The sequence below is a fragment of the Mucilaginibacter celer genome (assembly GCF_003576455.2).
GTDB lineage: Bacteria > Bacteroidota > Bacteroidia > Sphingobacteriales > Sphingobacteriaceae > Mucilaginibacter > Mucilaginibacter celer.
On the sequence record NZ_CP032869.1, the window covers coordinates 5784507 to 5808888 of the forward strand.

Consider the following 24382-nt stretch of genomic DNA (forward strand, 5'->3'; position numbering starts at 1 on the left):
TCATCAAATTGTTTCTAAGCAAAGCCAATCAACGCCCGGTTTTCATAAATTTGCCTCATATTATGACAATTACTAAAGAACAAGTATTACAAGCCCTGGGCAATGTTGAAGAGCCGGACCTGAAAAAAGACCTGGTTACCCTCAACATGATCCAGGATATCCATATCGATGGCAACAACGTAAGCTTCTCGGTTATCTTGACTACCCCTGCTTGCCCGCTGAAGGCCATGATCGAGAATGCCTGCCGTAATGCCATCCTGCATTTTGTGAGCAAAGAGGCCGTGATCAATATCAACATGACCTCGCGGGTTACCACGCAGAAAAACACCGGGGTTCCGGGTGTTAAAAATATTATTGCAGTAGCATCGGGCAAAGGTGGCGTAGGTAAATCAACTGTATCGGTTAACCTGGCTTTGGCACTGGCAAAAACCGGTGCAAAAGTAGGGATGATTGATGCCGATATTTACGGTCCGTCAATCCCCATTATGTTTGGTTTAGAGGGCGCACGCCCGATGGCTACGCAAGAGAACGGCAAAACCCGCATTGAGCCGATTGAAAAATATGGTATCAAGCTGTTATCGATAGGTTTCTTTACCGATCCAAACCAGCCAGTGCCGTGGCGCGGGCCCATGGTATCAACAGCGGTAAAACAATTGTTCAACGATGCCGATTGGGGCGAGTTGGATTATCTGGTAGTGGATTTGCCACCCGGTACCGGCGATATCCATATCACCGTAACCCAAAGTTTCCCGGTAACGGGCGCGGTTATTGTAACTACTCCGCAGAATGTGGCTTTGGCCGATGCCAAGAAAGGTGTGGGCATGTTCATGATGCCGGCTATTAATGTGCCGATATTAGGTGTGGTTGAAAATATGTCGTATTTTACCCCTGCCGAGCTGCCGGAAAATAAATATTACATATTTGGAAAAGGCGGCGGCAGGAAATTTGCCGAGATCCTTGGGGTACCGTTTTTAGGCGAAATTCCTTTGATTAAAGGCATCAGCGATTCGGGAGATGCCGGTAAACCTACTGTGCTTGAAGAAGATGGCCCGATGACGGCCGCTTTTGTTGAGATGGCACAGCGTGTAGCGCAACAGGTGGCCATATCAAACGCGAAGGCGTTGAGTGCCGAAAATGTTGCAAATAATTAATAACTTTACATATCGTTATAAATTAATAAAAATGAGTTTATTAAGTCAGGTCGAGGCAGCATTAGATACCATCCGTCCGTATCTGGAGGCCGACGGCGGGAATGTTTCTGTTGAGGAGATAACCCCTGAAAATGTAGTTAAATTAAAACTATTGGGTTCGTGCGGATCGTGCCCGATGAGTATCATGACGCTTAAGGCAGGTATTGAGCAGGCTATTAAAAAAGCTGTGCCCGAGGTTACAGCTATCGAAGCCATCAACCTAACGGATATTGATGATCCGAATGCGGTGCTGCCCGAAAACCTGCGCTAATGTTAAGAAGTGTTAAATACACTACTTAATTAGCCGTTATAAGGTACTTTTGATAATGTTTGAAAACTATTTTTGCCGTGCAGGCGTAATATATGCAGGCCCAAGTAGTTAATGATTTTATGAAATATTTAGTTGCTTTATTCTTTCTGTTAGTATCGATGGGTGCTTTGGCGCAAAGCAATGACAGGCCTATTGTGCAATTTACAGGGATTGTACGCAATGCCGATAGCTCGAAGGTTACCATACCATATGTAACCATAACCAACCTATCGGCCAACAAGGTGGTTAATACCAGCAACTATAAAGGATATTTTTCGTTTGTGGCACACGAGCGCGATACCCTGCGCTTTAGCTGCGTGGGTTACGGACAGATGTTAGTGGTGATCCCATCAAACGTAGCCAACAAAAGCTACACTACCGAGGTTGCCTTAAAAGCACAGATCATTAATCTGCCAACCTTCCACGTATTTCCATGGGCTACTACCGATGAGTTTAAGAAGGATTTCCTCACCATTAAGCTGGCGGACGATGATCTGGAAATTGCCCGCAAAAACATCAGCAAAGCAACGTTAATGGCATTGTACAATACATTGCCACGCAATGCACAGGAAATTCAATCGGCCAATGCGCAGGCTATGCATACCAGCATTCTTAACCAACACTCGCTTACACCCAACCCGCTGCTAAATCCTTTGGCCTGGGGTAGTTTGATTAAGACTATTTCTGACGCGGATAGTAAGAAATAAAAATATATAACTCCAATGCCAGGCTCCGGCCAAGTGGCGGCGGTATTTTTTTAATATCCATTAGCACACTGTTAGTTCTGTTTTCTTTTGGTTGGAAATTTATCTGTTTTACATAGTAAATCATGAGCCCAAGTAAACCTCTTATTGCGCAAAGATCCTATTAGCGTAATCGGCATCAAAATTATAACTAAAGCTTTTAACTGTTGCCGAAAAAATAGCTGCCCTCCCTGAACAGGAGCTCCAGATCTATCACGAATTCGAATGTTAAGAAGCCTCCTACCTAAACTGAAAGACAATAAAAAACATCCAAGAACACATACAAAAACACCCATAACCAAATCAGAGTTTTTTGAAAGTTTAAACAAGTAAAATATCGCCGTCAAATCAATAACATTGGCCAATAAGCATCTTACAATTGATGCACGCTCATCAAAAGCATAATTACTATGCACCCGCATAAAATCAATTATCCCACCCCAGATATAAAACCTTGAATCGTTAGTTAATCGCGCTGTTTCAAAAGGAAAAAAAGAAGGCACCCCCTTAAAAAAATAGCTTATACCACCATAAACTTTATTATTAAATTTAATAGAAGTTGGCAATGCGTACCCAATTCTCCATTGTTGAAATAATATGCGCAAATTATTTGCCTGCTTTTTTTCACCAGGCATCAATATTAATGTCTTATTGCGATATCCTTTTTTACTAAAACATCGTTTAATTTCCCGACCAAGCCCTTTCGCTTTAAAACCATCTTGCGATAAAGCACAGTTAACACAAATATAGTTTGCCCGTTCAATTAGCTTTTTTACAACATTATACCAATCCTGATCATTTTCTACCTTATATCTTTTTGCTCCAAGTATTATTTGCGCTTGTTTTGGATTATCAATGGCTATAACATCTAACCCAACTCCCTCAAAAGGTTTAACTATTTGTTCCTCAGATGTATAAAGCTTAGAATACGGCATTTCCATAGGAAGAGTGAGCCCTGTTTTGTAAACTCCATTTTCTTCATCTGATAAAAAAGGGCGAAGGTATAGGACAAAATTTTTTTCAGGTAAAGTAGTAAAATCTGTGTCAATCAGAATACGCAGATCATCTTTATTAAAGTTTGTTAAGAAAAAACGATAAAGAGATTTATAAAAGGTGAAAAAAATAAGGAATAAAAGCAATCCTCCTTTAAGAGCGTAGTCAGGCGATATCAACGCAGGGGGTAAGATGACTGTAACTCCCGCAATTAGTACTGCAAATAAACCTGCTATCTTCCTTTTCATTCTACGTTCGGCAATTAGAGTTACAGAAGATTTTTCGGGCATAAATATGGGGGTTAGGTTTATATTTGACTACTATAAATTTAGTAAATATTTAATAATCAGCAGCATAAAAACCGACAGACTGATGAGAACACCAATTGTAATTAAACGCACAAAAGTGCAGAAGCGCTAAAAAACCTTTGCATCTTTAAAATCTCTGTAAGAAACGATCTACAACCTTCCTCAATTATCAATTATCTCCTCAAAATCCATTACCTCCCCCTCAAAAAACTCCAACTCCTGCTGATTATGGCTTACTATCAAAGTAGTAACACCCAATTCGCTCAGCAGCGGTTTCAACTCGCCTATCAACTCCATTTTCATCTTACTATCCAATGCAGAAAATGGCTCATCCATCAAAAGCACTTTTGGCTTAATAGCCAGCGCTCGTAAAATAGCCAGCCGCTGCTGCTGCCCTCCCGAAAGATGATCCGGTTTATGCGTACTTAAAGTATCCAACCGGCCTAAATGCAGCAGGCGTTTTATCCATTCGGCGTCTTTAACAGCATATTTCAAATGCTCCAAAACCGTCATGTTAGGAAACACGGCATAGTTTTGAAACACAAAGCCAGTATTTCTTTTTTGGGGCGACAGGTTAATTTTGCGGGATGAATCGTACCAGGGATTGCCGTTTACTACAATCTCACCCTCATCCGGATTAGAAAGTCCTGCAATCAGCTTCAGTAACGTAGTTTTACCGGAGCCGGAGGGCCCGTAAATTTTTGTAATGCTGCCGGCAACAAAAGTTCTGTCTATTCGCAGTACCTGTTCTCCTTTATAAGCCCTCATTCTTTTTTCTATATTGATCCTGATCATGCTAAGGGGCTTTTTGCCTGGTACCTGTTAAACACAAACACAGCTATCACCAAAACAAAAGTGATAGCGAATAATATCAACGAATAATTATTGGCCGAGGCATAATCCATTTTTTCCACCGAATCATAAACAGCGATAGAAGCGACGCGTGTAACCCCTGGGATATTGCCGCCTATCATCAGCACCACGCCAAACTCGCCCAAAGTATGGGCAAAAGTTAAAACAGTTGCTGTAAATAATGAGGGTTTGATATTGGGTAACAATACATGCCAAAAGGTTTGCCAGCGGGTTTTACCTAAAGTAAAGGATGCCTCGGCCAATGAAGCAGGTAAAGTTTGCAGGGCCGATTTTACCGGGCCTATCATAAAAGGCATACTGTAAATAACAGATGCCAGGATCAATCCCGGAAAAGAAAAAACCAGCTGCACATCAAAGCTATCATGCAGCCATTTACCCAAACCATGCTGCGGACTAAAAGCCAGCAGCAAATAAAAACCTAAAACCGATGGAGGCAGCACCAGCGGCATGGTAATTATAGCTTCAATAATGATTTTAAAAAACGCTTTCCCACGCGATAACCACCAGGCAAAGGGCAGCCCGATAAGCAGCAACAGCAGCGTGGTAATACCTGCTAATTTTAAGGTAAGTAATATGGGCGACAGGTCCATCAATAAAAATACAAATTATTGCACCCGGTAGCCGTAAGCTTTGAAAATACTTTTTGCGGCCGGGCTTAGTATATATTTATAAAACTTATCGGCATTGGCATTATCGGCTCCATGTTTCAGTATCACGATGCCCTGCAAAATAGGATCGTATGTTTTAGGGTCGATAACTTTATAAAACAGCGGGGTTTTATCAGCCACTTCCTTAACCAGCGATTGCGTGGTGAAGCCAACATCAACCACCCCGGTAGTAACGTAGGTATTTACCTGCGAGATACTTTCGCCATAAACTGTTTTGGGTTTTACATCATCGAGAATGCCTTTACCTGTTAGCAACTGTTCGGCGGCTTTACCATACGGAGCTATTGCCGGGTTGGCTATAGCAACCTTTTTTACCCGTGCACTCAGTAGCAGGCGTTCCCAGTTATCAAAACCTATATTTTGAGTGCTGCAAATGATCAGGCTCCCCAAGGCATATACCACAGGTTTTTGTTTGGCGAAACCATTTTTAAAAAGCGTTTCGGGAAAATCCATATCGGCAGATAAAAACACATCGAAGGGTGCCCCGTTGCTGATTTGCGCTACCAGTTTACCCGACGAGCCTATAACAGCATCAATGCTGATGCCTGTTTTCTGCTTAAAATCCTTTTGTAAAACCTCCATCACGGGTTGCAGGTTAGCAGCTGCGGCCACCTTGATATTTTGTGCAAAAACCGGCGCCGCGGCGCAAAAAAACAGCGCCAATAAAAAAAATATAATTTTTTTTGGCTTGTTATTGTATTGTTCGTTTTTCATTGGTTTTATAGTTTTTCGGCTTGATGGTATCGATTGCGTTTGGTATCGAAGCGTATCATAATTTTTCAAAATGCAGCTTTTGATACTATAACACCACAATAAGGCTCTTGTTATAGCCGCAACCGCTTTATATATTAGTGATGTTAAGCTATCAAATAAACCAAATTTTAACAAAAATAAGGCTTTTAAACCGTCATAAGTTTAGTTGCTTTCTGTATCCATCATGAAAAAGAATTTTACGCACGTGCTGTTGGCAACATGTATTACATTAGGAGTTTTTAGCGGGCAGGCCTGCGGCAAAAAATCAACCGCTACACCTACCACGCCTACCAAACCGGTCGATCCTCCGGTTACACCAACTAAAAGTGATGTGGCTATGTGGCTCACCACGGCCGACCAAAGCGTGACCTTTACCAAACAAAGTACGCTTATAAATTTTAGCACGGCAGCAGGCTCGGGCACAACAACCATTAATATTGATGCCGGTACCTCTTACCAAACTATTGATGGCTTTGGCTTTTGCCTTACCGGGGGCAGCGCCAGCGTAATTAACGCCATGACGGCACAAAAAAAAGACGACCTGCTAAAAGATCTTTTTTCTACCGATGATAATCACATCGGCATCAGCTATCTTCGCATCAGCATCGGAGCCTCCGACTTGAGCGCTACAGATTATACTTATGACGAAGTTTTGCCAGGTGTTAAAGACGATGTCGATCTGAAAAACTTTTCTATCGATATGGAGAAAACTGATTTACTCCCTATCCTTAAAAAAATACTGGCTATCAATCCAAATATCAAAATATTAGGCAGCCCCTGGACGGCCCCTACCTGGATGAAGCTTAATACCCTTGGTTTTAATGGTTTTAAAGGCGGCACCCTTAACCCGGCTTACTATGATGCCTATGCCAAATACTTTGTAAAATACATCCAGGCTATGAAAGCCGAAGGTATTACCATTGATGCGGTTACCCCGCAAAACGAGCCGCTTAATGCTTATAATAACCCGGCTATGTACATGGAATCTGGCGATCAGGCCAAGTTTGTTAAAAACAGCCTGGGCCCGGCGTTTAAAGCGGCAGGTTTGAATACCAAAATCATTGTATGGGATCATAATGCTGATAACACCGCCTATCCGATGGATATTTTTAAAGATGCAGCGGCCAGTGCTTTTGTTGATGGCTCGGCATTCCACCTGTACAATGGTCAAATCAATGATTTGCAGGCGGTACACGATGCCTATCCTGCCAAAAACCTGTACTTCACCGAGCAATATACCCCGGCAAGCGGCGGTTTTGGCGGCGACCTTAACTGGCACGTTACCAACCTTATAGTTGGTGCAACCCGCAACTGGTGCCGCAACGTACTTGAATGGAACCTGGCTACCAATCCAACTTACGGCCCGCATACTGATGGAGGCTGCGATGTTTGTAAAGGTGCTTTAACCATCAATTCATCATCAGATGTTACACGCAATGTTTCGTATTACATTATAGCCCATGCATCCAAATTTGTACGCCCTGGTGCGGTGCGTATTTCATCAACCGCAGTAGGTGCATTGCCCAACGTTGCCTTTAAAAATACCGATGGCAGCAAAGTGCTTATTGTACTAAACTCGAGCGGAAGCCAGCAAACATTTAATTTTAAGATTGACGGAAAATCGGCTACAAGCACATTAGCCAACGGTGCGGTAGCTACTTATGTATGGCAATAACCCAATTTTAACCAAAACGTGCTAAAAATTAGCATTTTAAATAACTGTATAACGTACTTTTAATAGGATTAAAAAAATAAATATATTATAATTGTATCCGGCCTGACGCTAACCAAACAACCATTTCTTTCGCGCCTGCAATGAAACCAACATTGCAGGTGCGAAAAACATCCATCTGCCGAGCCTATGTTTAAACTTGTACTAAGGTATCTTGTAGTTGTTGCTGCCCTTTTTTTATGTCGTGCTGCCGGCGTAAAAGCCCAAACTACCGTACAAATAAACGATAAGGTAAATCAGCATATTTTTGAATACAAACAAATTGTTTGTTTTGAAGATACCACCAATAAACTCGGTCTCGATGGTATTCACGCCGCCTACCTCGCCGGTAAATTTAAACCCAACCCCGAACCAACCCCGGTAACCCATCACAATAACTCGGCCTATTGGTATCGCATTAAAATTGGCAAAGCCAATTCAACCAATAACAACTGGATCCTGGAGTTTTTTGATCAAACTATTGATAGCATTACCGTTTACTCGCCTATGGGCGAAACTTATAAGGCAACATCGCTGGGCAGCAGTCATCCCTTTGCCGCCCGGTTTTACAAGCACAAAAATTTTAGTGTAAACATCAACAGCAATAGCGGGCCCGATGATGTGTATTATATCCGCATTAAAGCGGGGCACTCAGTAAACGTGATCATGGTAATGCGTACCGTAAGCCGTTTTATAGGTTACGCACTCGATGAGTATTTCTTTTTCGGGGTGTTTTACGGCATGATCCTGGTTTTTGGCCTGTACAATTTCATGATGTTTATTGCCATGCGCCAGGTGCAATACCTGTATTATATTGTTTACAATCTCAGCATCGGTTTATATGAAATGTGTGCCGATGGCATAGCCTATCAATATATCTGGCCAAATAATCCCGGCTTTAATAATTATGCTTACGGCATCGCCCTGTTTTCGGCCAGTATTTTCGCTATCCTTTTTGCACAAAAACTGCTTAACTTAAAAGTTAACGCGCCGGTACTTAATAAAGTAATTAAAGGTGTTATTATTTTCAGGTGTGTTTATTTCCTGGCCTGTATCACCATCAATATGGCCTGGTTTAACTACAAGATCATCGAGTTTTTACCTCTTTGCATCTCATTTTATGCAGGTTGCTATGTGCTCATCAAAGGCTATAAACCAGCCCGCTTTTTTGTTATCGGCTACACCTTTTTACTTACCGGCTTTGTAATTAAAAGCTGTATTGCCCTAAATATCTGGTGGTTACCGGTAACCGAGTTTGATTACTACAGCCTTAGCGTTTGTTTTATTATGGAGATGCTGTTCATCTCCTTTGCTATTGGCGATAAGGTACGCATCCTTAAAAAAGAAAAAGATGATGCCCAGCTCAGTATCATAGCCCAGATGAAGCAGAACGAAGAGCTGAAAGACATTCTGAACAAAAGCCTGGAAGAACAGGTACAGCAGCGCACCCGCGAACTGGTTGAAAAATCGACCATGATTGCCGAGCAAAACGAGGAACTAAAATCGGTTAACGAGTTACTACAACAACAGGCCGAGGAAATTTCCCGAATGAATGTACTGCTCGAAAAGGATAATATCATCCTCCACAATGATATCGAAAAAGTAACCCACGACAGGGTAATGCTCACCGAGGTTGATTTTGAAGAGTTTAGCCGCATTTATCCCGATAGGGAAACCTGCTTCAAATTCCTGTCGGATCTGAAATGGGAAAACGGTTATGCCTGTCGCAAATGCAGCAATACCCATTATGGCAGCGGGCACTTGCCCTACAGTCGCCGGTGCTCAAAATGCGGTTATGAGGAATCGGTAATCGCTTACACCATCCTGCAAAACACCCGCATCCCTATCAATAAAGCTTTTTATATGATCTTCCTGATGTACTCAACCAAGGGCAAGATCTCATCACATAAATTATCCGAAATCCTGTCCATCCGCCAAAGCACGTGCTGGGCTTATAGCTCGCGCATTAAAAAAGTAATGGAGCAGCGCAAAAAGGAGATCAAAAACGCCGGCGATAAGGGCTGGAGTAAGCTGGTGATAGATAATTCGGTTACGGATAAATAAGATTTTCTGAACCGGGATTTAGGGGGATTTGTAGACAAAAAATCCTATTAATCCCACAAATCCTCCAAATCCTGCTTCAGACAAAAATCCATCAATCCCACAAATCCCCCCAAATCACGGTTCAGACAATCAGCGAAATCAACGTAATCAAAACCAATCAACGGTTCGCTTCGTGTAATCTATACACCTATAGCCTGCAGCTATATTATACAAGTTTTTTTCCTTACAATTAATTGCGAAATAAGCGTATCAGCAAAAAAAAATCATTGCAACAAAAACGCTACACAAACTATTTAAACTTATTTTTTGGTTTTTAAATAATGTGATGCAAGCGTATTAAATTTAGCATAATATACTATAAATCAATTATTTATGAACATTTTATTTGTTTGTTACGTTTAAATTGATGTAGATTTGTGATAACCGATTTTAAACTATACATAAACTAACCTGCCGAAAAACCATCCTGTTTGCACGTGCTTACATTAAATCACCTGCACAGCCAAATGGACATTATTAAACTACAGTTAAATGTGTTTGTCACATTTTATTTGTGGGGCCGGTTTGTTTGTGCCCTGATTTTTACGCATTCAAATCAATCAACTAAATAATAAACAATGAAAATCAATTACAAAATGAAGTGGCTGGCAGCCCTCACCCTGCTATCTGCTGTAGTGTTTTATTCCTGTAAAAAGGATGTAAGCCGTGGTGATGTTCCTGAGCAGAAAACCTCAGGCACCGTAGCCCGTGCTGCCAACGAAGTGGTTAATGCCTGGGTTACCACAGCCGATCAATCTAAATTACTCCAGGCCCAAACCAGTTTTAATTTCGCTGCAGATGCCGGTACCAACGCAACTACCGTAACTGTTGATGAAAACCAAACCTTTCAGGGTATTGATGGCTTTGGTTTTACCTTAACCGGCGGCAGTGCCGGGTTGCTTAACGGTCTGGGCAGTAACCAAACCAATGTATTGAATGAACTTTTTGGTACCGGTACCAACCAAATCGGTATCAGCTATATCCGAATCAGCATAGGCGCTTCTGACCTCAGCGCCAGTGATTTTACCTACAACCAAACCGCCGGCGACTTTAACATGAACAACTTCAGCATCAGTGCCGAAAATCAGGACCTGCTGCCGATACTCAAAAAAATCATTGCTATTAATCCATCCATAAAAATTATAGCCACCCCCTGGACGGCCCCAACCTGGATGAAGGTGAATACTACCGGCAATAACGGCTATACCGGTGGCAGCCTGAATACGGCAGCCGGTTATTATGATGCCTACGCACGCTATTTTGTAAAATACCTGCAAGCTATGCAGGCCCAGGGCATTACCATTGATGCCATTACGCCTCAAAACGAGCCGCTTAATCCATATAATAACCCAAGTATGGTGATGCAGCCTAATGAACAGGCCAATTTTATCAAAAACAACCTGGGTCCGCAAATCAGGGCTGCCGGTTTTCAAACCAAAATTATTGCCTACGATCATAATACCGACAGGATTGATTACCCTCAAACCGTACTGGCCGATGGCGGAGCCAATCCTTATGTAGACGGTTCGGCATTTCACCTGTATGCCGGCACTATCGACAAGTTAACCGATATGCATAACTCCTACCCCAGCAAAAACGTTTACTTTACCGAGCAATGGGTTGGTGCACCAAGCAATTTTGGCGGCGACCTGTCATGGCATGTAAACACCCTCATTATCGGCGCTACCCGCAATTGGAGCCGCAACGTTTTAGAATGGAACCTGGCTGCCGACCCTAACAATAACCCGCATACCAATGGCGGCTGCAGTACCTGTTTAGGCGGCATAACAGTTAGCGGCACATCTATCACCCGCAATGTTGGTTACTACATTATTGGTCATGCTTCAAAATTTGTAAGGCCGGGGGCTGTGCGCATTTCGTCAAACATTTCGGGCAGTATCCAAAACGTGGCCTTTAAAAATTCGGATGGCAGCAAGGTGCTTATCGCTCTTAATAACGGCTCATCAAGCAGCACTTTTAAAGTGAAATGGGGTGCCGAATCATTTACCTATACGTTAGCCGCAGGTGCCGTAGCTACTTTTAAATGGACAGGCACACAATCAACCGGTGGCACTGGTACCGGGGCTCCTATAGGTTCGGTTATCACACTTAAAGGCTTTAATAACCAATATGTAAGCGGCGAAAACGGCACACAGGCCATGAATTGTAATCGCCCAAGTCCATCGGCGTGGGAACAATTTACTGTAGTTGACGCCGGTGCCGGCAAAATTGCCCTGCGAAGCATGAGCAAATATGTATCCTCAGAAAACGGCACACAAGCCATTACCTGTAACCGTACAACCTTTGGCGATTGGGAAAAATTTGACTGGATCCCCACAACCGACGGCAAAGTGACATTGCGTGGTAACAATGGCAAATTTATATCAAGCGAGAACGGAACCCAGGCCATGACCTGTACCCGGGCAACAGCATCGGGCTGGGAAGCATTTGGGGTAAACCAGTAATTATCAGCAAAACCAATTATTTATTTACCAAATACCACTATTATGAAACAACTTTTAACCTTTGCGAAGGGTGCTTTAGCAGTATCCGCCCTGGTCATGCTGTTCTCTTCCTGCAGTAAGGACCTCAACAAACAACCATCGCCATCCATTAAAACTCCGGATGCAAGCACAGGCTCAACAACTACACCCCGTGCCGGTACCCTGCTGTGGAGCGATGAATTTAATGGTACCAGCGTTAATACCGGTAACTGGAACATTGACGTAGGTAACCCCAACGTGAATAACGAAAAGGAATACTACCAGGCAGCCAATGCTACCGTATCGGGCGGTTTCCTAACCATTACTGCACGTAAGCAATCAGTTGGAGGCCAGCCTTATACATCGGCTAAATTAACTACTGCCGGTAAGTATCAGCCAACATCAGGTCGTATCGAAGCCAGCATTAAATTACCTGCTGTACAAGGTACATGGCCTGCTTTCTGGATGTTGGGTGCCAACATAGGTAGCGTAGGGTGGCCACAATGCGGTGAAATTGACATTATGGAGCAGGTGAACACCTCAAACACCATTTTGGGCACCATGCACTGGAACAATAACGGTCACGTACAATATGGCGGCAGCACTACCACTTCGCCAACAAACTTCCACACTTATGCGGTTGAGTGGGATGCCAACTCTATCCGCTGGTATGTGGATAATACGCTGTACGTTACCGGCAACATTGCTAATAACATCAATAACACCGGCGCGTTCCACAATCCGTTCTTCATTATCCTAAACCTGGCTATCGGAGGCGATTTGCCAGGCAATACCATCAATGATGGCGCGTTGCCTTGCAGCATGGTGGTTGATTATGTGAGGGTTTATGACCTTTCGGGTACCAGTAACCCAGGCAATCCACCTATCGGTCAAACCATTACCCTAAAAGGCTTCAACGGCAAATATGTAAGCGGCGAAAACGGTACCCAGGCCATGACTTGTACCCGCGCTACTGCACAGGCCTGGGAGCAGTTTACCATAGTTGATGCAGGCGGCGGCAAAGTTGCACTGCAAAGCATGGGCAAATACGTATCATCAGAAAATGGTACACAAGCCATTACCTGTAACCGCACCACCATTGGCGATTGGGAAAAATTTGACTGGGTAGCTACTGCCGATGGTAAAGTAACCTTCAGGGGCAACAACGGCAAATTCATCTCGAGCGAGAACGGTACCCAGGCCATGACCTGTACCCGCGCAACCGCATCGGGCTGGGAAGCTTTTGGTGTTAACCAATAATTTAAAAATGATATATTTAGCCTGCTCCTTTTACAGGGGCAGGCTTCCTTTTTTAAACCTACGTATGAAAAAATTTACTGGCTTTTGTTTTTTACTGATGATATCATCTGCACGGCTGTTTGCACAAACGGCTGATAAAAAGGTACAGATAGATATTACTGACGGCTATCAGCGCGAAAACTTCCGCTGGTCGATAGCCGGCAACAGCAGCGGGCAAAATCCTAACGTTTTTTCGGAATTAAAATGGACAAAGCTGGGCGGGCAAAGCCTTGCTGCCTCCCTGCAATGGAATGTGTACCAAAAATTTGTTTTTTATGGTTATTATACCCGGCAGTTCATCACATCGGGCACGGTAAATGATTCGGACTATAGTGGCGATAACCGTAGCGGCAATACCTATAACGAAACTTTTGATGCCGGAAAAGGGCATACACAGGGTTGGTTTGTTGGCGCTGGCTATCAACTAATTAACAACAATTTATTTAGGCTTACTCCTTATGCGGGTTATAGTGATAACAAGCAATCTTTGTTTTTATATGGAAGTGCCAACCGCTTCCCCAATTTAAACAGCAGTTATTCAACCGATTGGAAAGGTGTTTTTATTAAGGCTATTGCTTCGTTAAAGCTTGTTGATCAATTACATTTTAATGCCGATGTTACCTATAACCAGGTTAGCTACAACGCGCAGGGTAACTGGAACCTGATCACTACTTTTCAGCACCCGGTTAGCTACCGGCATCATGCAAACGGATACGGACTTAATTTGGGTGGCGGTTTAGTTTATGATATTACTAAAAATATCGGGATACAAGCCGGAGCGGGCTATTTGCACTGGCAGACAGGTAATGGTACAGATGAGCTTTATCTAAACAGCGGCGAAGTTGATAAAACACAGATGAATGGGGCATATCGAAATGGGTTTAGGGTGTTTGGGGGATTAAAGGTTTCGCTGTAAATCAACATAGTAATCAATTTTTCATTCTATAAATTTCTTAATTCCCCCAAATTCCTGTTCAGACAATTCTGATTCAGACAACTCCGCGTTTATTTCTCACCACAAATCGTCATAAAATCATCACTCATTAAGCTGATTATTAATTAGTTTAGTTAACGATAAACCATCGTTAAACCTGGTAATTCCCATCTTCAATGAATAAATTTCTCGCAGCCGCATTTTTTGTATGCTTTTCAGCATCAATAACAATAGCCCAAACATCAAAAAACTATCATGTAAAATCTCCCGATGGCAAGATCGATCTGAGTATAACAACGGGCAGTAATATCCAATGGTGGGTAAAACATGAGGATACAGAAATCATTACACCTGCGGCAATATCCTTAACGCTTCAAAGCGGCGAAGTATTGGGAAAACTACCAATTGTAAAAAGTGCCAAAACCTCAGTAAAAAACGAATACTTCAGCACCCCTATCTATAAAAAAGATAAGGTTCATGACCAATACAACCAGTTAACTATCAGTTTTAAAGGAGATTACAGTTTAATATTCAGGGCTTATGATGATGGTGTAGCCTATCGCTTCGTTACTCAAAAAAATGATGATATCACCATTACTAACGAAGAAGCTGGTTTTAATTTTAAGGCCGATGATAAAGCCTGGCTCCCCTTTGTAAACGATTATCGTAATAAAGATAAATGGACAACATCCTTCGAAGCATTATACGGTAACCTGAAACTATCCGAAGTTACCAAAGATAGTCTGGCTTTTTTACCGGTTTTAGTTGACGTGGGCAACGGTAAAAAAGCGGCTATCCTCGAGGCTGATCTGCAGGATTATCCGGGTATGTATTTAACCGGTGCAGGCCAAAGTTTACAGGGTGCATTTGCCAAATACCCTACTGTAGAAACCACCGGTGGATATGCCAATATGAACTATGTAGTTAACGGCCGTGCCGATTATATTGCCAAAACTTTGGGTACCCGAAGTTTTCCGTGGCGGGTTGTGGTTATCAGTACAAACGATAAACAACTGGCTAACAGTGATATGGTTCAAAAATTGGCCGAACCACCCAGGGTTAAAGACCTGTCATGGATAAAACCGGGTAAAGTTGCCTGGGATTGGTGGAACAACTGGAATATTACCCATGTTGATTTTAAGGCAGGCATCAACAACCCTACCTATAAATATTATATCGATTTTGCATCGGCCAATAAGGTGGAGTATGTAGTGCTTGACGAGGGCTGGTCGAACATTGTTGATCTGAACCAGATCTCGCCGGATATTAACCTGCCCGAACTGGTAGCTTATGCCAAACAGAAAAACGTAGGTCTTATTTTGTGGACAAGCTGGTATGCCCTCACCCGCCAAACCGACGCGGCCATGGCCAAATTCTCTGCCATGGGGATCAAAGGTTTTAAGATAGATTTTATAGATCGCGATGATCAGAAAATGGTTTCCTCCTTATATGAGATCGCCCAAAAAGCAGTCGATCATCATTTAATAGTTGATTATCACGGCATGTACAAACCAAGCGGTATTCAGCGCACTTTTCCAAATATTCTTAATTTTGAAGGAGTTAAAGGTTTGGAAAATGTAAAATGGGGCGTTAAGGATCATCCCGGTTATGATGTAAGCATCCCATTTATCCGCATGTTATCCGGCCCTATGGATTATACGCCTGGTGCTATGCGCAATGCCAGCAAAGCCAATTTCCGCCCGGTAAATGGCAATCCTATGAGCCAGGGTACGCGCTGCCATCAGCTGGCCATGTACACCATATTTGAAGCTCCGCTGCAAATGATGGCAGATAACCCAACAGCGTACCAAAAAGAACAGGAAAGCACAGATTTTATAGCCGCCGTGCCTACAACTTTTGATGAAACCGTGGCCTTAAGCGGGAAAGTTGGTGAGCACGTAGCCATCGCCCGCCGAAAAGGTTCCACGTGGCACATTGGTGCTATGACCAATTGGGATGCGCGTGAATTGACTATCGATTTTTCCTTTTTAGGCGAGGGTACTTATAAAGCGGTGATTTTTGAAGATGGTGTAAATGCGGATAGGGATGGTACTGACTAAAAACGTACAGTGGTTAATGTTTCTGCTAAAGATAAGTTGAATGTTAAGTTAGCTTCGGGCGGAGGTTGGGCTGCAAGGTTGGAGAAGGTGAATTAATTCTCTTTTTTTTTTGAGATAATTACAAGGGCCTCCGTCACGTCATTGCGAGGTACGAAGCGATCCCCGACTGTACAGGGCGGACTTCATTGTCTCTCTGTATATTGGGGATTGCTTCGTACCTCGCAATGACGATTTTATTATAAAATACTAACTATCAATTACTTAATTATTATCCTTCTGCTTATCAGCCGCTTCCTTAGCGGCTTTTTCTTTTTGCTTTTGCGCCTCCTTTGCTGATTTCTCCTTATCCTCCTGGATCTTTTCTTGTGCCTTGCGGATACTATCCTGGCGCTTTTGCTCCATTTTCTTTTTCTTATTAAAGAAACCTCTCAGCAAAAAGTTATGTTGGGCGGCGGTAAGGTCTTCGTTTAGGGTGTTGGTGGTTTTATGAACGGTTTTGATGGTTGTTTGGGCCTGTTTTACAGTGCCTTCCAAATCGCGCGCCATTTTATCGCTGTTAAGTAAACGGCCTATGCTGCCTTTGCCATTGTTGATCTTGGCCACTATGCCGGTAAGATTGGTAGTAAGCGCCTCGGCATTATCAGCAACGCGGGTAAGTTTATTGATGATCTTATCCACATCAACCGGGTTTATCGAACTTAATCGGCCGCCATCTTCAATCTCTTCATGACTTACTATACCTCCCGGTGCTATCACCACCAGCTTATCCCCCATCAAACCATCGCTGCCAATGCTCAGCTTCGAATCCTTTTTGATGAATTTTTTTACGCTTTTATTTAAAGTAAGATCAACACGTACCGAGCTATCCGTTACAATATTGATAGATTGTACCACGCCTACATTAATGCCCGCGAAGCGTACATTATTGCCCACCTGCAGGCCGCTTACATTTTTAAATCGCCCGTACACATGGAACGTTGAGTTAAACAGACTTTTTTGGTTGCCTATTAAAAATATGGCCACTAACAGCACTGCCAACCCTAAAAAGGTGAACAGACCGATTTTTATTTTTTGGGATGATGTGGTTTTCATGATGGTTGGTTAAAAAATGATCTGACCATTTCGTTGTCTGATTTTTCGAGCTCTTTATATGAGCCCTCGGCTATATATTCTCCCTCGTTCATTACCAGGATCCGGTCGGCAGTGATGCGGGCGCATTCCATATCATGAGTGATAATGATGGATGATATTTCGTATTTGCGTTGCAGGCGGTTGATGAGTTCGCTGATCTCGCGCGAGGTGATAGGATCCAGACCGGTGGTAGGCTCATCGTACAACATAATTTCGGGGTTAACTATCAGCGTACGGGCCAGGCCTACCCTTTTGCGCATCCCGCCGGATAGATCGGAAGGCATTTTATCAATGGCATCTAACAGGCCAACGGCGTCCAATACACCTTCTACCTTTTTGGTAATCTCTTTCTGATCTTTCAATTTCAAAACCCTTGTTAGCGGAAATTCGAGGTTATCCCTCACGGTCATCGAATCGTACAGCGCCCCTCCCTGAAAAAGAAAACCTATCTTCATCCTCAACTGCTTCAACTCATCATCGTTCAGCGCGGTTACATCCTCGCCAAAAACCTCTAACTTACCGGCATCCGGCGTAAGCATCCCTACAACACATTGTATAGTAACCGATTTACCCTGGCCCGATTTTCCAAGTACCACAATGTTCTCCCCCTTCTTTAAATCGAAAGAAATATTTTTAAGTACCTGCTTTTTACCAAATGATTTTTTGATGCCTTTGGCATGGATTACTACTTCCTGTTTGGTTTCAGGAGTTTCTTTTTTTGGTTCGATATGTTCGTCTGCCTTTTTCATCTTATTTATAGAATAGCAAACTGGTTATCTGAACAGCAATGGCATCAATAATAAAGATCCATAACGAAGCCGTTACCACCGCCGAATTAGCGGCAATACCTACACTCTCGGTACCTTTATTGGAATGGTATCCTTTATAACATCCCACAAACCCCACCGCGAAGCCAAACAGCACAGTTTTAACTACAGCTGGCAGCAGATCAGTAAAATCCAACGAAGCGATACATTTATTAAAATAAAGGGAGAAGCTGATACTATCCGTAAAATTCAAAGCCAGGAAACCACCGAAAAGACCAATAGCATCACCAATAATAGCCAGCAAGGGTATCATAAAACTGGTAGCCAGTACACGAGTAACAACCAGGTATTGCACCGGGTTGGCACCCGATACCTCCATGGCATCAATCTGCTCGGTAACCTTCATACTACCCAGCTCGGCACCTATGCTTGAGGCTATTTTGCCTGCACAAATGATGGCCGTAATTACAGGCCCTATCTCACGCACCAGGGCCACAGAAAGTGTTTTAGGCAACATCGCCTCGGCCCCCAGATCAACCAGCGAAGGGCGTAACTGCAAAATAAGCACCAGGCCCATAATAAATGAGGTAATGCCAACCAGCATCATAGATCGGTAACCTATCTCGTAGCACTGCCTCACAAATTCCGACCATTCAAAGCCGCCGGTAAATATGTTGCGGAAAAATCGCAAAAAGAACAGCACATAGTCGCCTATGCCTTCCATCCATTTCCGCCACCCGCTTAGTTCCTGTTGTGCTTCCATTTTTTGATCTTAAATAATTGTTAATTACAACAAAATAAAGTTCAATTGTTTTTGAACTTTCAATAAAATTCACTTAACTGGTATCAAGTAGTGCTGATTACGACAGGGGTACGTCAATGATCAGGAAAGGGAGATGGCTCTTCGGTTATAATTGTAAGTGAACTTGTAAGGTAAACACATGGTATTTATCTTTTGTTTTATGTATGGTAAGTGGTTGGGTCTCCAGGAAGTGAATGGTGAATAGTTGATTGAGTGAGTGGTTAGAAATTCACTCCAAAACAACTACTCACCTAATCAACCACTCACTAAAAAGCACGTTACAACATGTAATAAAATCGACAATATAATAATGCGTATTTTTGCAAAAAATCAATAAGTAATGGCCAAAAAAGCTATTGTAGCAGGCGCGAGCGGACTTATTGGCAGTCATCTCCTGCAAATTTTATTAACACAAGCCTATTATGACGAAGTATTGATCCTGGTAAGAAAAGAGTTACCAATCGAACATCATAAATTAAAGCAGCTTGTGGTAGATTTTGATCAACTCACATCCTATTTGGAAGAGTTGAAAGGCGACGCTGTGTTTTGTTGCCTGGGGTCGACCAAAAAGAAAACCCCGGATTTGAGTGTCTATTACAAAATAGACCATGATTATGCTGTGCAGTTAGCACAATTAGCCTTACAAAATGGCGTTAAACAATATCATCTGGTATCGTCTATAGGCGCTAATATTAACGGAGGCAATTTTTATACTAAAACCAAAGGCCAAACCGAAGCGGATATTACAGCTATAGGTTTGCCAACACTGCATATTTATCGCCCTTCAGCCTTAACCGGCGACAGGAACGAAAAAAGGCCCATGGAAAAAGTAGTAGCTGTTATCATGAGCCTGATCAATCCGCTGTTTGTTGGGCGATACAAAAAATACCGCAGCATTGAGGGCGCTACTGTTGCCATGGCCATGTATAAACAATCAATAAAAAACGCGACTGGTGTATTTATACACGAGTCGGATAAAATAGAACAAATATCGTGAGTACTTATCTATCCGCCGAGAACCTTGGCCATCAATTTCATGACAACTGGTTATTTAAAAATGTAACCATAGGTATTAACCGCGGCCGCAAGGTTGCACTGGTAGGCGTTAACGGTGCCGGCAAATCAACCCTGTTAAAAATACTTGGCGGTACTATTAAACCTACCGAAGGTAAAGTAGTGCAGGCCCGCGATTTAAATATGGGCTACCTGGAGCAGGATCCAAATTTTAAAAACGCGGTTACCATCAGTGATTATATTTTTCATGCAGATGACGTGCAGCAGCAACTTATCCGCAGGTATGAGGAATTGATGGAAAATGAGCCGGACAATGCCAAAGCCATCGAGAAAGTGATGGAAGAAATGAGCGAGGTTGATGCCTGGGAGTATGAGTACAAGATCAAAACTATTTTAGGCCGGTTAGATATCCATCATCTAAATCAAAAGATCACTACCCTATCGGGCGGTCAAAAGAAACGTTTGGCATTAGCCAAACTGCTTATTGAAGATCCGGAAGTTTATATACTGGATGAGCCTACCAACCACTTGGATATTGATACGATAGAATGGTTGGAGAAACTATTAACCGAAGGCAATAAAACCATATTAATGGTTACGCACGACAGGTATTTCCTGGACAATGTATGTAACGAGATATTGGAGATAGACCGTGGCAAAATACAACCCTACAATGGCAGCTACGGGTATTACCTTGAAAAGAAAGCCGAGCGTGAAGCAGCAGACGAAGCAGCATTTCAGAAAAACTCTAACCTGTTAAGGAAAGAGCTGGAATGGATGCGCCGCCAACCTCAGGCCCGTGGCACCAAATCAAAAGCACGTATTGATGCCTATTACGAACTGGAAGAGAAAACCAAAAATGGTGGCCCCCGCGATAAGGTAGAGCTAAGCGTTAAAACAGCACGCCAGGGAAATAAAATTATGGAGATGGATAATCTCTATAAATCATTTAATGGCAATACCTACATCAATAACTTCAGCTATACGTTTAAAAGAGGTGATAGGATTGGCTTGGCGGGCCGTAATGGTAGTGGCAAATCAACCTTATTAAATATCATTACAGGCAGTTTACAGCCCGATGCCGGTACTGTAGTAAAAGGAGAAACAACCGTAATAGGTTACTTTCACCAGGCAGGTATTACATTTAAAGAGGATGAACGTGTAATAGATATTGTAAAAAATGTAGCAGAGTTTATTACTATGGCCGATGGTAAAACCATCTCGGCCTCTGCCCTGCTTACCTTGTTCCTCTTCCCTCCTGCCAAGCAATACGGCTTTATATCAAAGCTAAGCGGTGGCGAAAAGAAACGTTTACAGTTAATGAGCATCCTGATGAAGAACCCCAACTTCCTGATTCTGGATGAGCCTACCAACGATTTGGACATTGATACCTTAAACGTACTGGAAGAGTTTTTAACCAACTATGGCGGCGTATTGATGATGGTATCGCACGATAGGTATTTACTGGATAAGCTAACCGACCAGCTATTCATTATGGAAGAGAAAGGCCATGTACGCATATTCAATGGCAACTATTCATCCTACCGTTTAGAACTGGAAGAAGCAAAACAACAAGCTAAAAAGCCTGCGCCGGTAGCACAGCAAGCTACTCCTACCGCCAAGAAAAGCAAACTAAGCTACAAAGAAGCTAAAGAACTGGAAGGCATAGAAGGCGAGATCAGCGCTATTGAAGCTAATATCAAAGATAAAAACGACCAACTAAATGCTTCAGGTATCGACCCTAAAAAGCTGGATGAACTATTAAAGCAGATAGAAGTTTTAAACAGCCAACTGGATGACAAAACTGCCCGTTGGATGGAACTAACCGAGCTAAACGAAGGATAATGAAAACATCAGATATTATAGCATCAGCAGGTGTTATCATCCTTTTGATAGCCTTTTTATTGAATTTAACCAATAAACTATCGGCTCAAAACAAAGCTTACAGCCTCATGAACTTTATAGGTGCAGGCACATGCTGCTATGCATCGTTCATGGTAAACTTCTACCCTTTTGTGGTATTGGAAGGCGTGTGGGCATTTGTAGCTTTAATATCATTATTCAGGGTTCCACGTGGAACATCTGTTTAATTGGGGTAATTTTGTGAATTAAGTCTGAAGTTCTAAGTAGAGAGTCAACAGTCACTTTAGTAAAACTATCAGATCAATATAAAGCAAAAGTTCCACGTGGAACTTTTAAAAACTAAGCTTCTAAGCTTATTTATATAAAGCTTAAAACTCGCTACTGAGAATTTAAAATAACGTTCCACGTGGAACAAGTCTTTAATAAACGTATTAACAAGCCTACTTCAGACTTAAAACTTACGACTTAAGACTTACCAAAAGTGGAACAAGGAGGATAAAATGTTTAAGAAATATAATGTAATTGTAGTTGGTGCCGGGCATGCGGGCTGTGAAGCTGCCGCTGCTGCTGCCAACTTAGGTTCGTCGGTTTTGCTGATAACCATGAATATGGGTACCATTGCCCAGATGAGCTGCAACCCTGCTATGGGTGGTGTAGCCAAAGGCCAGATAGTACGTGAGGTGGATGCTTTGGGTGGATATTCGGGCATTATAACTGATAAAACATCTATCCAATTCCGGATGCTGAATCAATCGAAAGGTCCGGCCATGTGGAGCCCACGAGCCCAAAGTGACCGTATGAGATTTGCTGAAGAGTGGCGTTTAGCTTTGGAAGCTACTTTAAACGTTGATTTTTGGCAGGATACTGTTACCTCGTTATTAGTAAAAGGTAACACAGTTTGTGGCGTTCGCACATCAATCGGTATCGAAATAGAAGCCGATGCAGTAGTGCTAACCAACGGAACTTTCCTGAATGGTGTTATTCATATAGGCGAGAAAAGGTTTGGCGGAGGTCGTACAGGCGAGAAAGCAGCTACCGGTTTAACAGAACAATTAGTTGAATTAGGCTTTGAAGCAGGCCGTATGAAAACTGGTACCCCACCCCGCGTAGATGGCCGTAGTTTGAACTATAGCCAGATGGAAGAGCAATGGGGCGACCCGGTAAGGGGCAAATTTTCGTTCACCGATGTACCGATGATTGAAGAACAACGCTGCTGTTGGATCACCTATACCAATACCGATGTACACGAAACCTTGAAAGAGGGCTTTGAAAAATCGCCAATGTTTACCGGTAGAATTAAAGGTTTAGGTCCGCGTTACTGTCCATCTATTGAAGATAAAATTAACCGCTTTGCAGAGCGTGATCGTCACCAGATTTTTGTTGAACCTGAAGGTTTGAATACGGTTGAGATCTATGTAAACGGTTTCTCTACCTCCCTACCCGAAGACGTACAATACAAAGCACTCACCAAAATACCGGGATTTGAAAACGCTAAAATGTTTAGGCCGGGGTATGCTATCGAGTACGATTTCTTCCCGCCTACCCAATTGAGTTTAACTTTGGAGACCAAACAGATCAGCAACCTTTACTTCGCCGGCCAGATCAATGGTACCACCGGGTATGAAGAAGCGGCATCACAAGGTTTCATTGCAGGTATCAACGCGCACCAAAAAATTAATGATAAACATGAATTGATCCTTAAAAGATCAGAGTCATATATCGGTGTTTTGATTGATGACCTGGTAACCAAAGGTACCGAAGAACCTTATCGCATGTTCACTTCAAGGGCCGAACACCGTTTGTTGCTTCGTCAAGACAATGCCGATATCAGGCTATCTCCTATTGGTCATGAATTGGGATTGATCAATGATGAGCGTTTGGAAAAGGTAAATCAAAAAGTAAAAAACTCGGATGACATTGTAGCCTATACCAAAAGTAAATCCATCGATCCATCTACAGTAAATGGATTGCTGGAAGAGTTGGGTACAAGCGCGCTTACCCAAAGCAATAAACTTTTCAATTTACTGAGCAGGCCACAGGTTACTTTTGAAGACCTGAAAAAAGCCGACGCGCCATTAGCCGAACTCCTATCAGCCTACGATAAAGAAACTATTGAGCAGGCTGAAATAAAAATCAAATATGAGAGTTATTTCATCAAGGAGATGGAGATAGTAGACAAGATGAAAAAAATGGAAGACCGCGAGATCAACCCAAATTTTGATTACCACACTTTGGTGTCGTTATCAAAAGAGGCCCGCGAAAAATTGATGCGCATCAAACCGCGCACTTTAGGCCAGGCATCACGTATTTCGGGCGTTTCACCATCAGATATTTCTGTTTTAATGGTTCACGTATCAAGATAAAACGTAAAATATTG

General features: G+C 42.7%; 20 protein-coding genes. 13 read left to right on the forward strand and 7 right to left on the reverse strand.

Features of this window, described 5'->3' with window-relative positions; genetic code table 11:
* Nucleotides 1-62 precede the first annotated feature (62 nt).
* The 3 genes from HYN43_RS23945 to HYN43_RS23955 all read left to right on the forward strand — a co-directional run bounded on the left by HYN43_RS23945 (nucleotide 63) and on the right by HYN43_RS23955 (nucleotide 2207).
* Entirely contained in the window at nucleotides 63-1151 is a 1089-nt protein-coding gene (locus HYN43_RS23945) for an Mrp/NBP35 family ATP-binding protein (protein ID WP_119406432.1), read from the forward strand.
* Between the two features lie 31 nt (nucleotides 1152-1182).
* Nucleotides 1183-1461 (forward strand): NifU family protein, encoded by a 279-nt coding sequence (locus HYN43_RS23950; RefSeq protein WP_119406433.1) that lies wholly within the window; start codon nucleotides 1183-1185, stop codon nucleotides 1459-1461.
* Nucleotides 1462-1580: 119 nt separating this feature from the next.
* Nucleotides 1581-2207 carry a hypothetical protein gene (locus HYN43_RS23955; RefSeq protein ID WP_119409101.1) on the forward strand — a complete coding sequence of 209 codons (627 nt, stop codon included), beginning with the start codon at nucleotides 1581-1583 and terminating at the stop codon, nucleotides 2205-2207.
* 71 nt (nucleotides 2208-2278) lie between these two features.
* Here the strand turns inward: HYN43_RS23955 and HYN43_RS23960 are convergent, their stop codons facing one another.
* From HYN43_RS23960 to modA, 4 genes are all read right to left on the reverse strand, one after another.
* Nucleotides 2279-3526 carry an RDD family protein gene (locus HYN43_RS23960; protein WP_119406434.1) on the reverse strand — a complete coding sequence of 416 codons (1248 nt, stop codon included), beginning with the start codon at nucleotides 3524-3526 and terminating at the stop codon, nucleotides 2279-2281.
* A 180-nt stretch (nucleotides 3527-3706) separates the two neighbouring features.
* Nucleotides 3707-4339, reverse strand: a complete 633-nt coding sequence (locus HYN43_RS23965) for a sulfate/molybdate ABC transporter ATP-binding protein (protein WP_119406435.1) — start codon at nucleotides 4337-4339, stop codon at nucleotides 3707-3709.
* Nucleotides 4336-5007 carry a molybdate ABC transporter permease subunit gene (gene modB, locus HYN43_RS23970; RefSeq protein ID WP_119406436.1) on the reverse strand — a complete coding sequence of 224 codons (672 nt, stop codon included), beginning with the start codon at nucleotides 5005-5007 and terminating at the stop codon, nucleotides 4336-4338. Before modB ends, HYN43_RS23965 begins: the two co-directional genes overlap by 4 nt.
* Nucleotides 5008-5022: 15 nt before the next feature.
* Entirely contained in the window at nucleotides 5023-5799 is a 777-nt protein-coding gene (modA, locus tag HYN43_RS23975) for a molybdate ABC transporter substrate-binding protein (RefSeq protein ID WP_119406437.1), read from the reverse strand.
* A 223-nt stretch (nucleotides 5800-6022) separates the two neighbouring features.
* Between modA and HYN43_RS23980 the strand changes: the two genes are divergently transcribed.
* From HYN43_RS23980 to HYN43_RS24005, 6 genes are all read left to right on the forward strand, one after another.
* Nucleotides 6023-7513, forward strand: a complete 1491-nt coding sequence (locus HYN43_RS23980; protein WP_119406438.1) for a glycoside hydrolase family 30 protein — start codon at nucleotides 6023-6025, stop codon at nucleotides 7511-7513.
* Nucleotides 7514-7699: 186 nt separating this feature from the next.
* Nucleotides 7700-9613, forward strand: coding sequence for a 7TM diverse intracellular signaling domain-containing protein (locus tag HYN43_RS23985; RefSeq protein ID WP_119406439.1), 1914 nt, complete (start codon nucleotides 7700-7702; stop codon nucleotides 9611-9613).
* Nucleotides 9614-10230: 617 nt separating this feature from the next.
* Entirely contained in the window at nucleotides 10231-12117 is a 1887-nt protein-coding gene (locus tag HYN43_RS23990; RefSeq protein ID WP_245447002.1) for a glycoside hydrolase family 30 beta sandwich domain-containing protein, read from the forward strand.
* A 42-nt stretch (nucleotides 12118-12159) separates the two neighbouring features.
* Nucleotides 12160-13395: a family 16 glycosylhydrolase gene (locus HYN43_RS23995; protein ID WP_205589816.1), complete on the forward strand. Its 1236-nt coding sequence runs from the start codon at nucleotides 12160-12162 to the stop codon at nucleotides 13393-13395.
* A gap of 64 nt (nucleotides 13396-13459) precedes the next feature.
* Nucleotides 13460-14350, forward strand: coding sequence for a hypothetical protein (locus HYN43_RS24000; protein ID WP_119406440.1), 891 nt, complete (start codon nucleotides 13460-13462; stop codon nucleotides 14348-14350).
* Between the two features lie 194 nt (nucleotides 14351-14544).
* A complete protein-coding gene (locus HYN43_RS24005; RefSeq protein WP_205589817.1) occupies nucleotides 14545-16428 on the forward strand; it encodes a retaining alpha-galactosidase in 1884 nt (627 codons plus the stop codon).
* A 261-nt stretch (nucleotides 16429-16689) separates the two neighbouring features.
* Here HYN43_RS24005 and HYN43_RS24010 read toward each other — a convergent pair whose 3' ends face one another.
* From HYN43_RS24010 to HYN43_RS24020, 3 genes are read right to left on the reverse strand one after another with little or no spacing between them, the layout of a single operon-like run.
* Complete coding sequence (locus tag HYN43_RS24010) at nucleotides 16690-17520, reverse strand: MlaD family protein (protein WP_119406441.1); 831 nt, start codon at nucleotides 17518-17520, stop codon at nucleotides 16690-16692.
* Nucleotides 17517-18308: an ABC transporter ATP-binding protein gene (locus HYN43_RS24015; RefSeq protein WP_119406442.1), complete on the reverse strand. Its 792-nt coding sequence runs from the start codon at nucleotides 18306-18308 to the stop codon at nucleotides 17517-17519. The genes HYN43_RS24010 and HYN43_RS24015 overlap by 4 nt, the downstream gene beginning before the upstream one ends.
* Nucleotide 18309: 1 nt before the next feature.
* Entirely contained in the window at nucleotides 18310-19089 is a 780-nt protein-coding gene (locus HYN43_RS24020; RefSeq protein ID WP_205589818.1) for an MlaE family ABC transporter permease, read from the reverse strand.
* A 379-nt stretch (nucleotides 19090-19468) separates the two neighbouring features.
* Between HYN43_RS24020 and HYN43_RS24025 the strand changes: the two genes are divergently transcribed.
* The 4 genes from HYN43_RS24025 to mnmG all read left to right on the forward strand — a co-directional run bounded on the left by HYN43_RS24025 (nucleotide 19469) and on the right by mnmG (nucleotide 24368).
* Nucleotides 19469-20125: an NAD(P)H-binding protein gene (locus tag HYN43_RS24025; protein ID WP_119406443.1), complete on the forward strand. Its 657-nt coding sequence runs from the start codon at nucleotides 19469-19471 to the stop codon at nucleotides 20123-20125.
* Nucleotides 20122-21987, forward strand: a complete 1866-nt coding sequence (locus HYN43_RS24030; RefSeq protein ID WP_119406444.1) for an ABC-F family ATP-binding cassette domain-containing protein — start codon at nucleotides 20122-20124, stop codon at nucleotides 21985-21987. The genes HYN43_RS24025 and HYN43_RS24030 overlap by 4 nt, the downstream gene beginning before the upstream one ends.
* Nucleotides 21987-22232, forward strand: a complete 246-nt coding sequence (locus HYN43_RS24035; protein WP_119406445.1) for a CBU_0592 family membrane protein — start codon at nucleotides 21987-21989, stop codon at nucleotides 22230-22232. The genes HYN43_RS24030 and HYN43_RS24035 overlap by 1 nt, the downstream gene beginning before the upstream one ends.
* Nucleotides 22233-22505: 273 nt before the next feature.
* Nucleotides 22506-24368 (forward strand): tRNA uridine-5-carboxymethylaminomethyl(34) synthesis enzyme MnmG, encoded by a 1863-nt coding sequence (gene mnmG, locus HYN43_RS24040; RefSeq protein ID WP_119406446.1) that lies wholly within the window; start codon nucleotides 22506-22508, stop codon nucleotides 24366-24368.
* The last annotated feature ends 14 nt before the right edge of the window (nucleotides 24369-24382 follow it).

Excerpts from the sequence above, each read along its gene's own strand:
- HYN43_RS23960 (WP_119406434.1), bottom strand. The coding sequence starts at position 3,526 with ATGCCCGAAAAATCTTCTGTAACTCTAATTGCCGAACGTAGAATGAAA.
- modA (WP_119406437.1), bottom strand. The coding sequence starts at position 5,799 with ATGAAAAACGAACAATACAATAACAAGCCAAAAAAAATTATATTTTTT.
- HYN43_RS24015 (WP_119406442.1), bottom strand. The coding sequence starts at position 18,308 with ATGAAAAAGGCAGACGAACATATCGAACCAAAAAAAGAAACTCCTGAA.
- mnmG (WP_119406446.1), top strand. The coding sequence starts at position 22,506 with ATGTTTAAGAAATATAATGTAATTGTAGTTGGTGCCGGGCATGCGGGC.
- modB (WP_119406436.1), bottom strand. The coding sequence starts at position 5,007 with ATGGACCTGTCGCCCATATTACTTACCTTAAAATTAGCAGGTATTACC.
- HYN43_RS23995 (WP_205589816.1), top strand. The coding sequence starts at position 12,160 with ATGAAACAACTTTTAACCTTTGCGAAGGGTGCTTTAGCAGTATCCGCC.
- HYN43_RS23980 (WP_119406438.1), top strand. The coding sequence starts at position 6,023 with ATGAAAAAGAATTTTACGCACGTGCTGTTGGCAACATGTATTACATTA.
- HYN43_RS23965 (WP_119406435.1), bottom strand. The coding sequence starts at position 4,339 with ATGATCAGGATCAATATAGAAAAAAGAATGAGGGCTTATAAAGGAGAA.
- HYN43_RS24010 (WP_119406441.1), bottom strand. The coding sequence starts at position 17,520 with ATGAAAACCACATCATCCCAAAAAATAAAAATCGGTCTGTTCACCTTT.
- HYN43_RS23955 (WP_119409101.1), top strand. The coding sequence starts at position 1,581 with ATGAAATATTTAGTTGCTTTATTCTTTCTGTTAGTATCGATGGGTGCT.
- HYN43_RS23985 (WP_119406439.1), top strand. The coding sequence starts at position 7,700 with ATGTTTAAACTTGTACTAAGGTATCTTGTAGTTGTTGCTGCCCTTTTT.
- HYN43_RS23945 (WP_119406432.1), top strand. The coding sequence starts at position 63 with ATGACAATTACTAAAGAACAAGTATTACAAGCCCTGGGCAATGTTGAA.
- HYN43_RS23950 (WP_119406433.1), top strand. The coding sequence starts at position 1,183 with ATGAGTTTATTAAGTCAGGTCGAGGCAGCATTAGATACCATCCGTCCG.
- HYN43_RS24025 (WP_119406443.1), top strand. The coding sequence starts at position 19,469 with ATGGCCAAAAAAGCTATTGTAGCAGGCGCGAGCGGACTTATTGGCAGT.
- HYN43_RS23990 (WP_245447002.1), top strand. The coding sequence starts at position 10,231 with ATGAAAATCAATTACAAAATGAAGTGGCTGGCAGCCCTCACCCTGCTA.
- HYN43_RS24005 (WP_205589817.1), top strand. The coding sequence starts at position 14,545 with ATGAATAAATTTCTCGCAGCCGCATTTTTTGTATGCTTTTCAGCATCA.
- HYN43_RS24000 (WP_119406440.1), top strand. The coding sequence starts at position 13,460 with ATGAAAAAATTTACTGGCTTTTGTTTTTTACTGATGATATCATCTGCA.
- HYN43_RS24020 (WP_205589818.1), bottom strand. The coding sequence starts at position 19,089 with ATGGAAGCACAACAGGAACTAAGCGGGTGGCGGAAATGGATGGAAGGC.
- HYN43_RS24035 (WP_119406445.1), top strand. The coding sequence starts at position 21,987 with ATGAAAACATCAGATATTATAGCATCAGCAGGTGTTATCATCCTTTTG.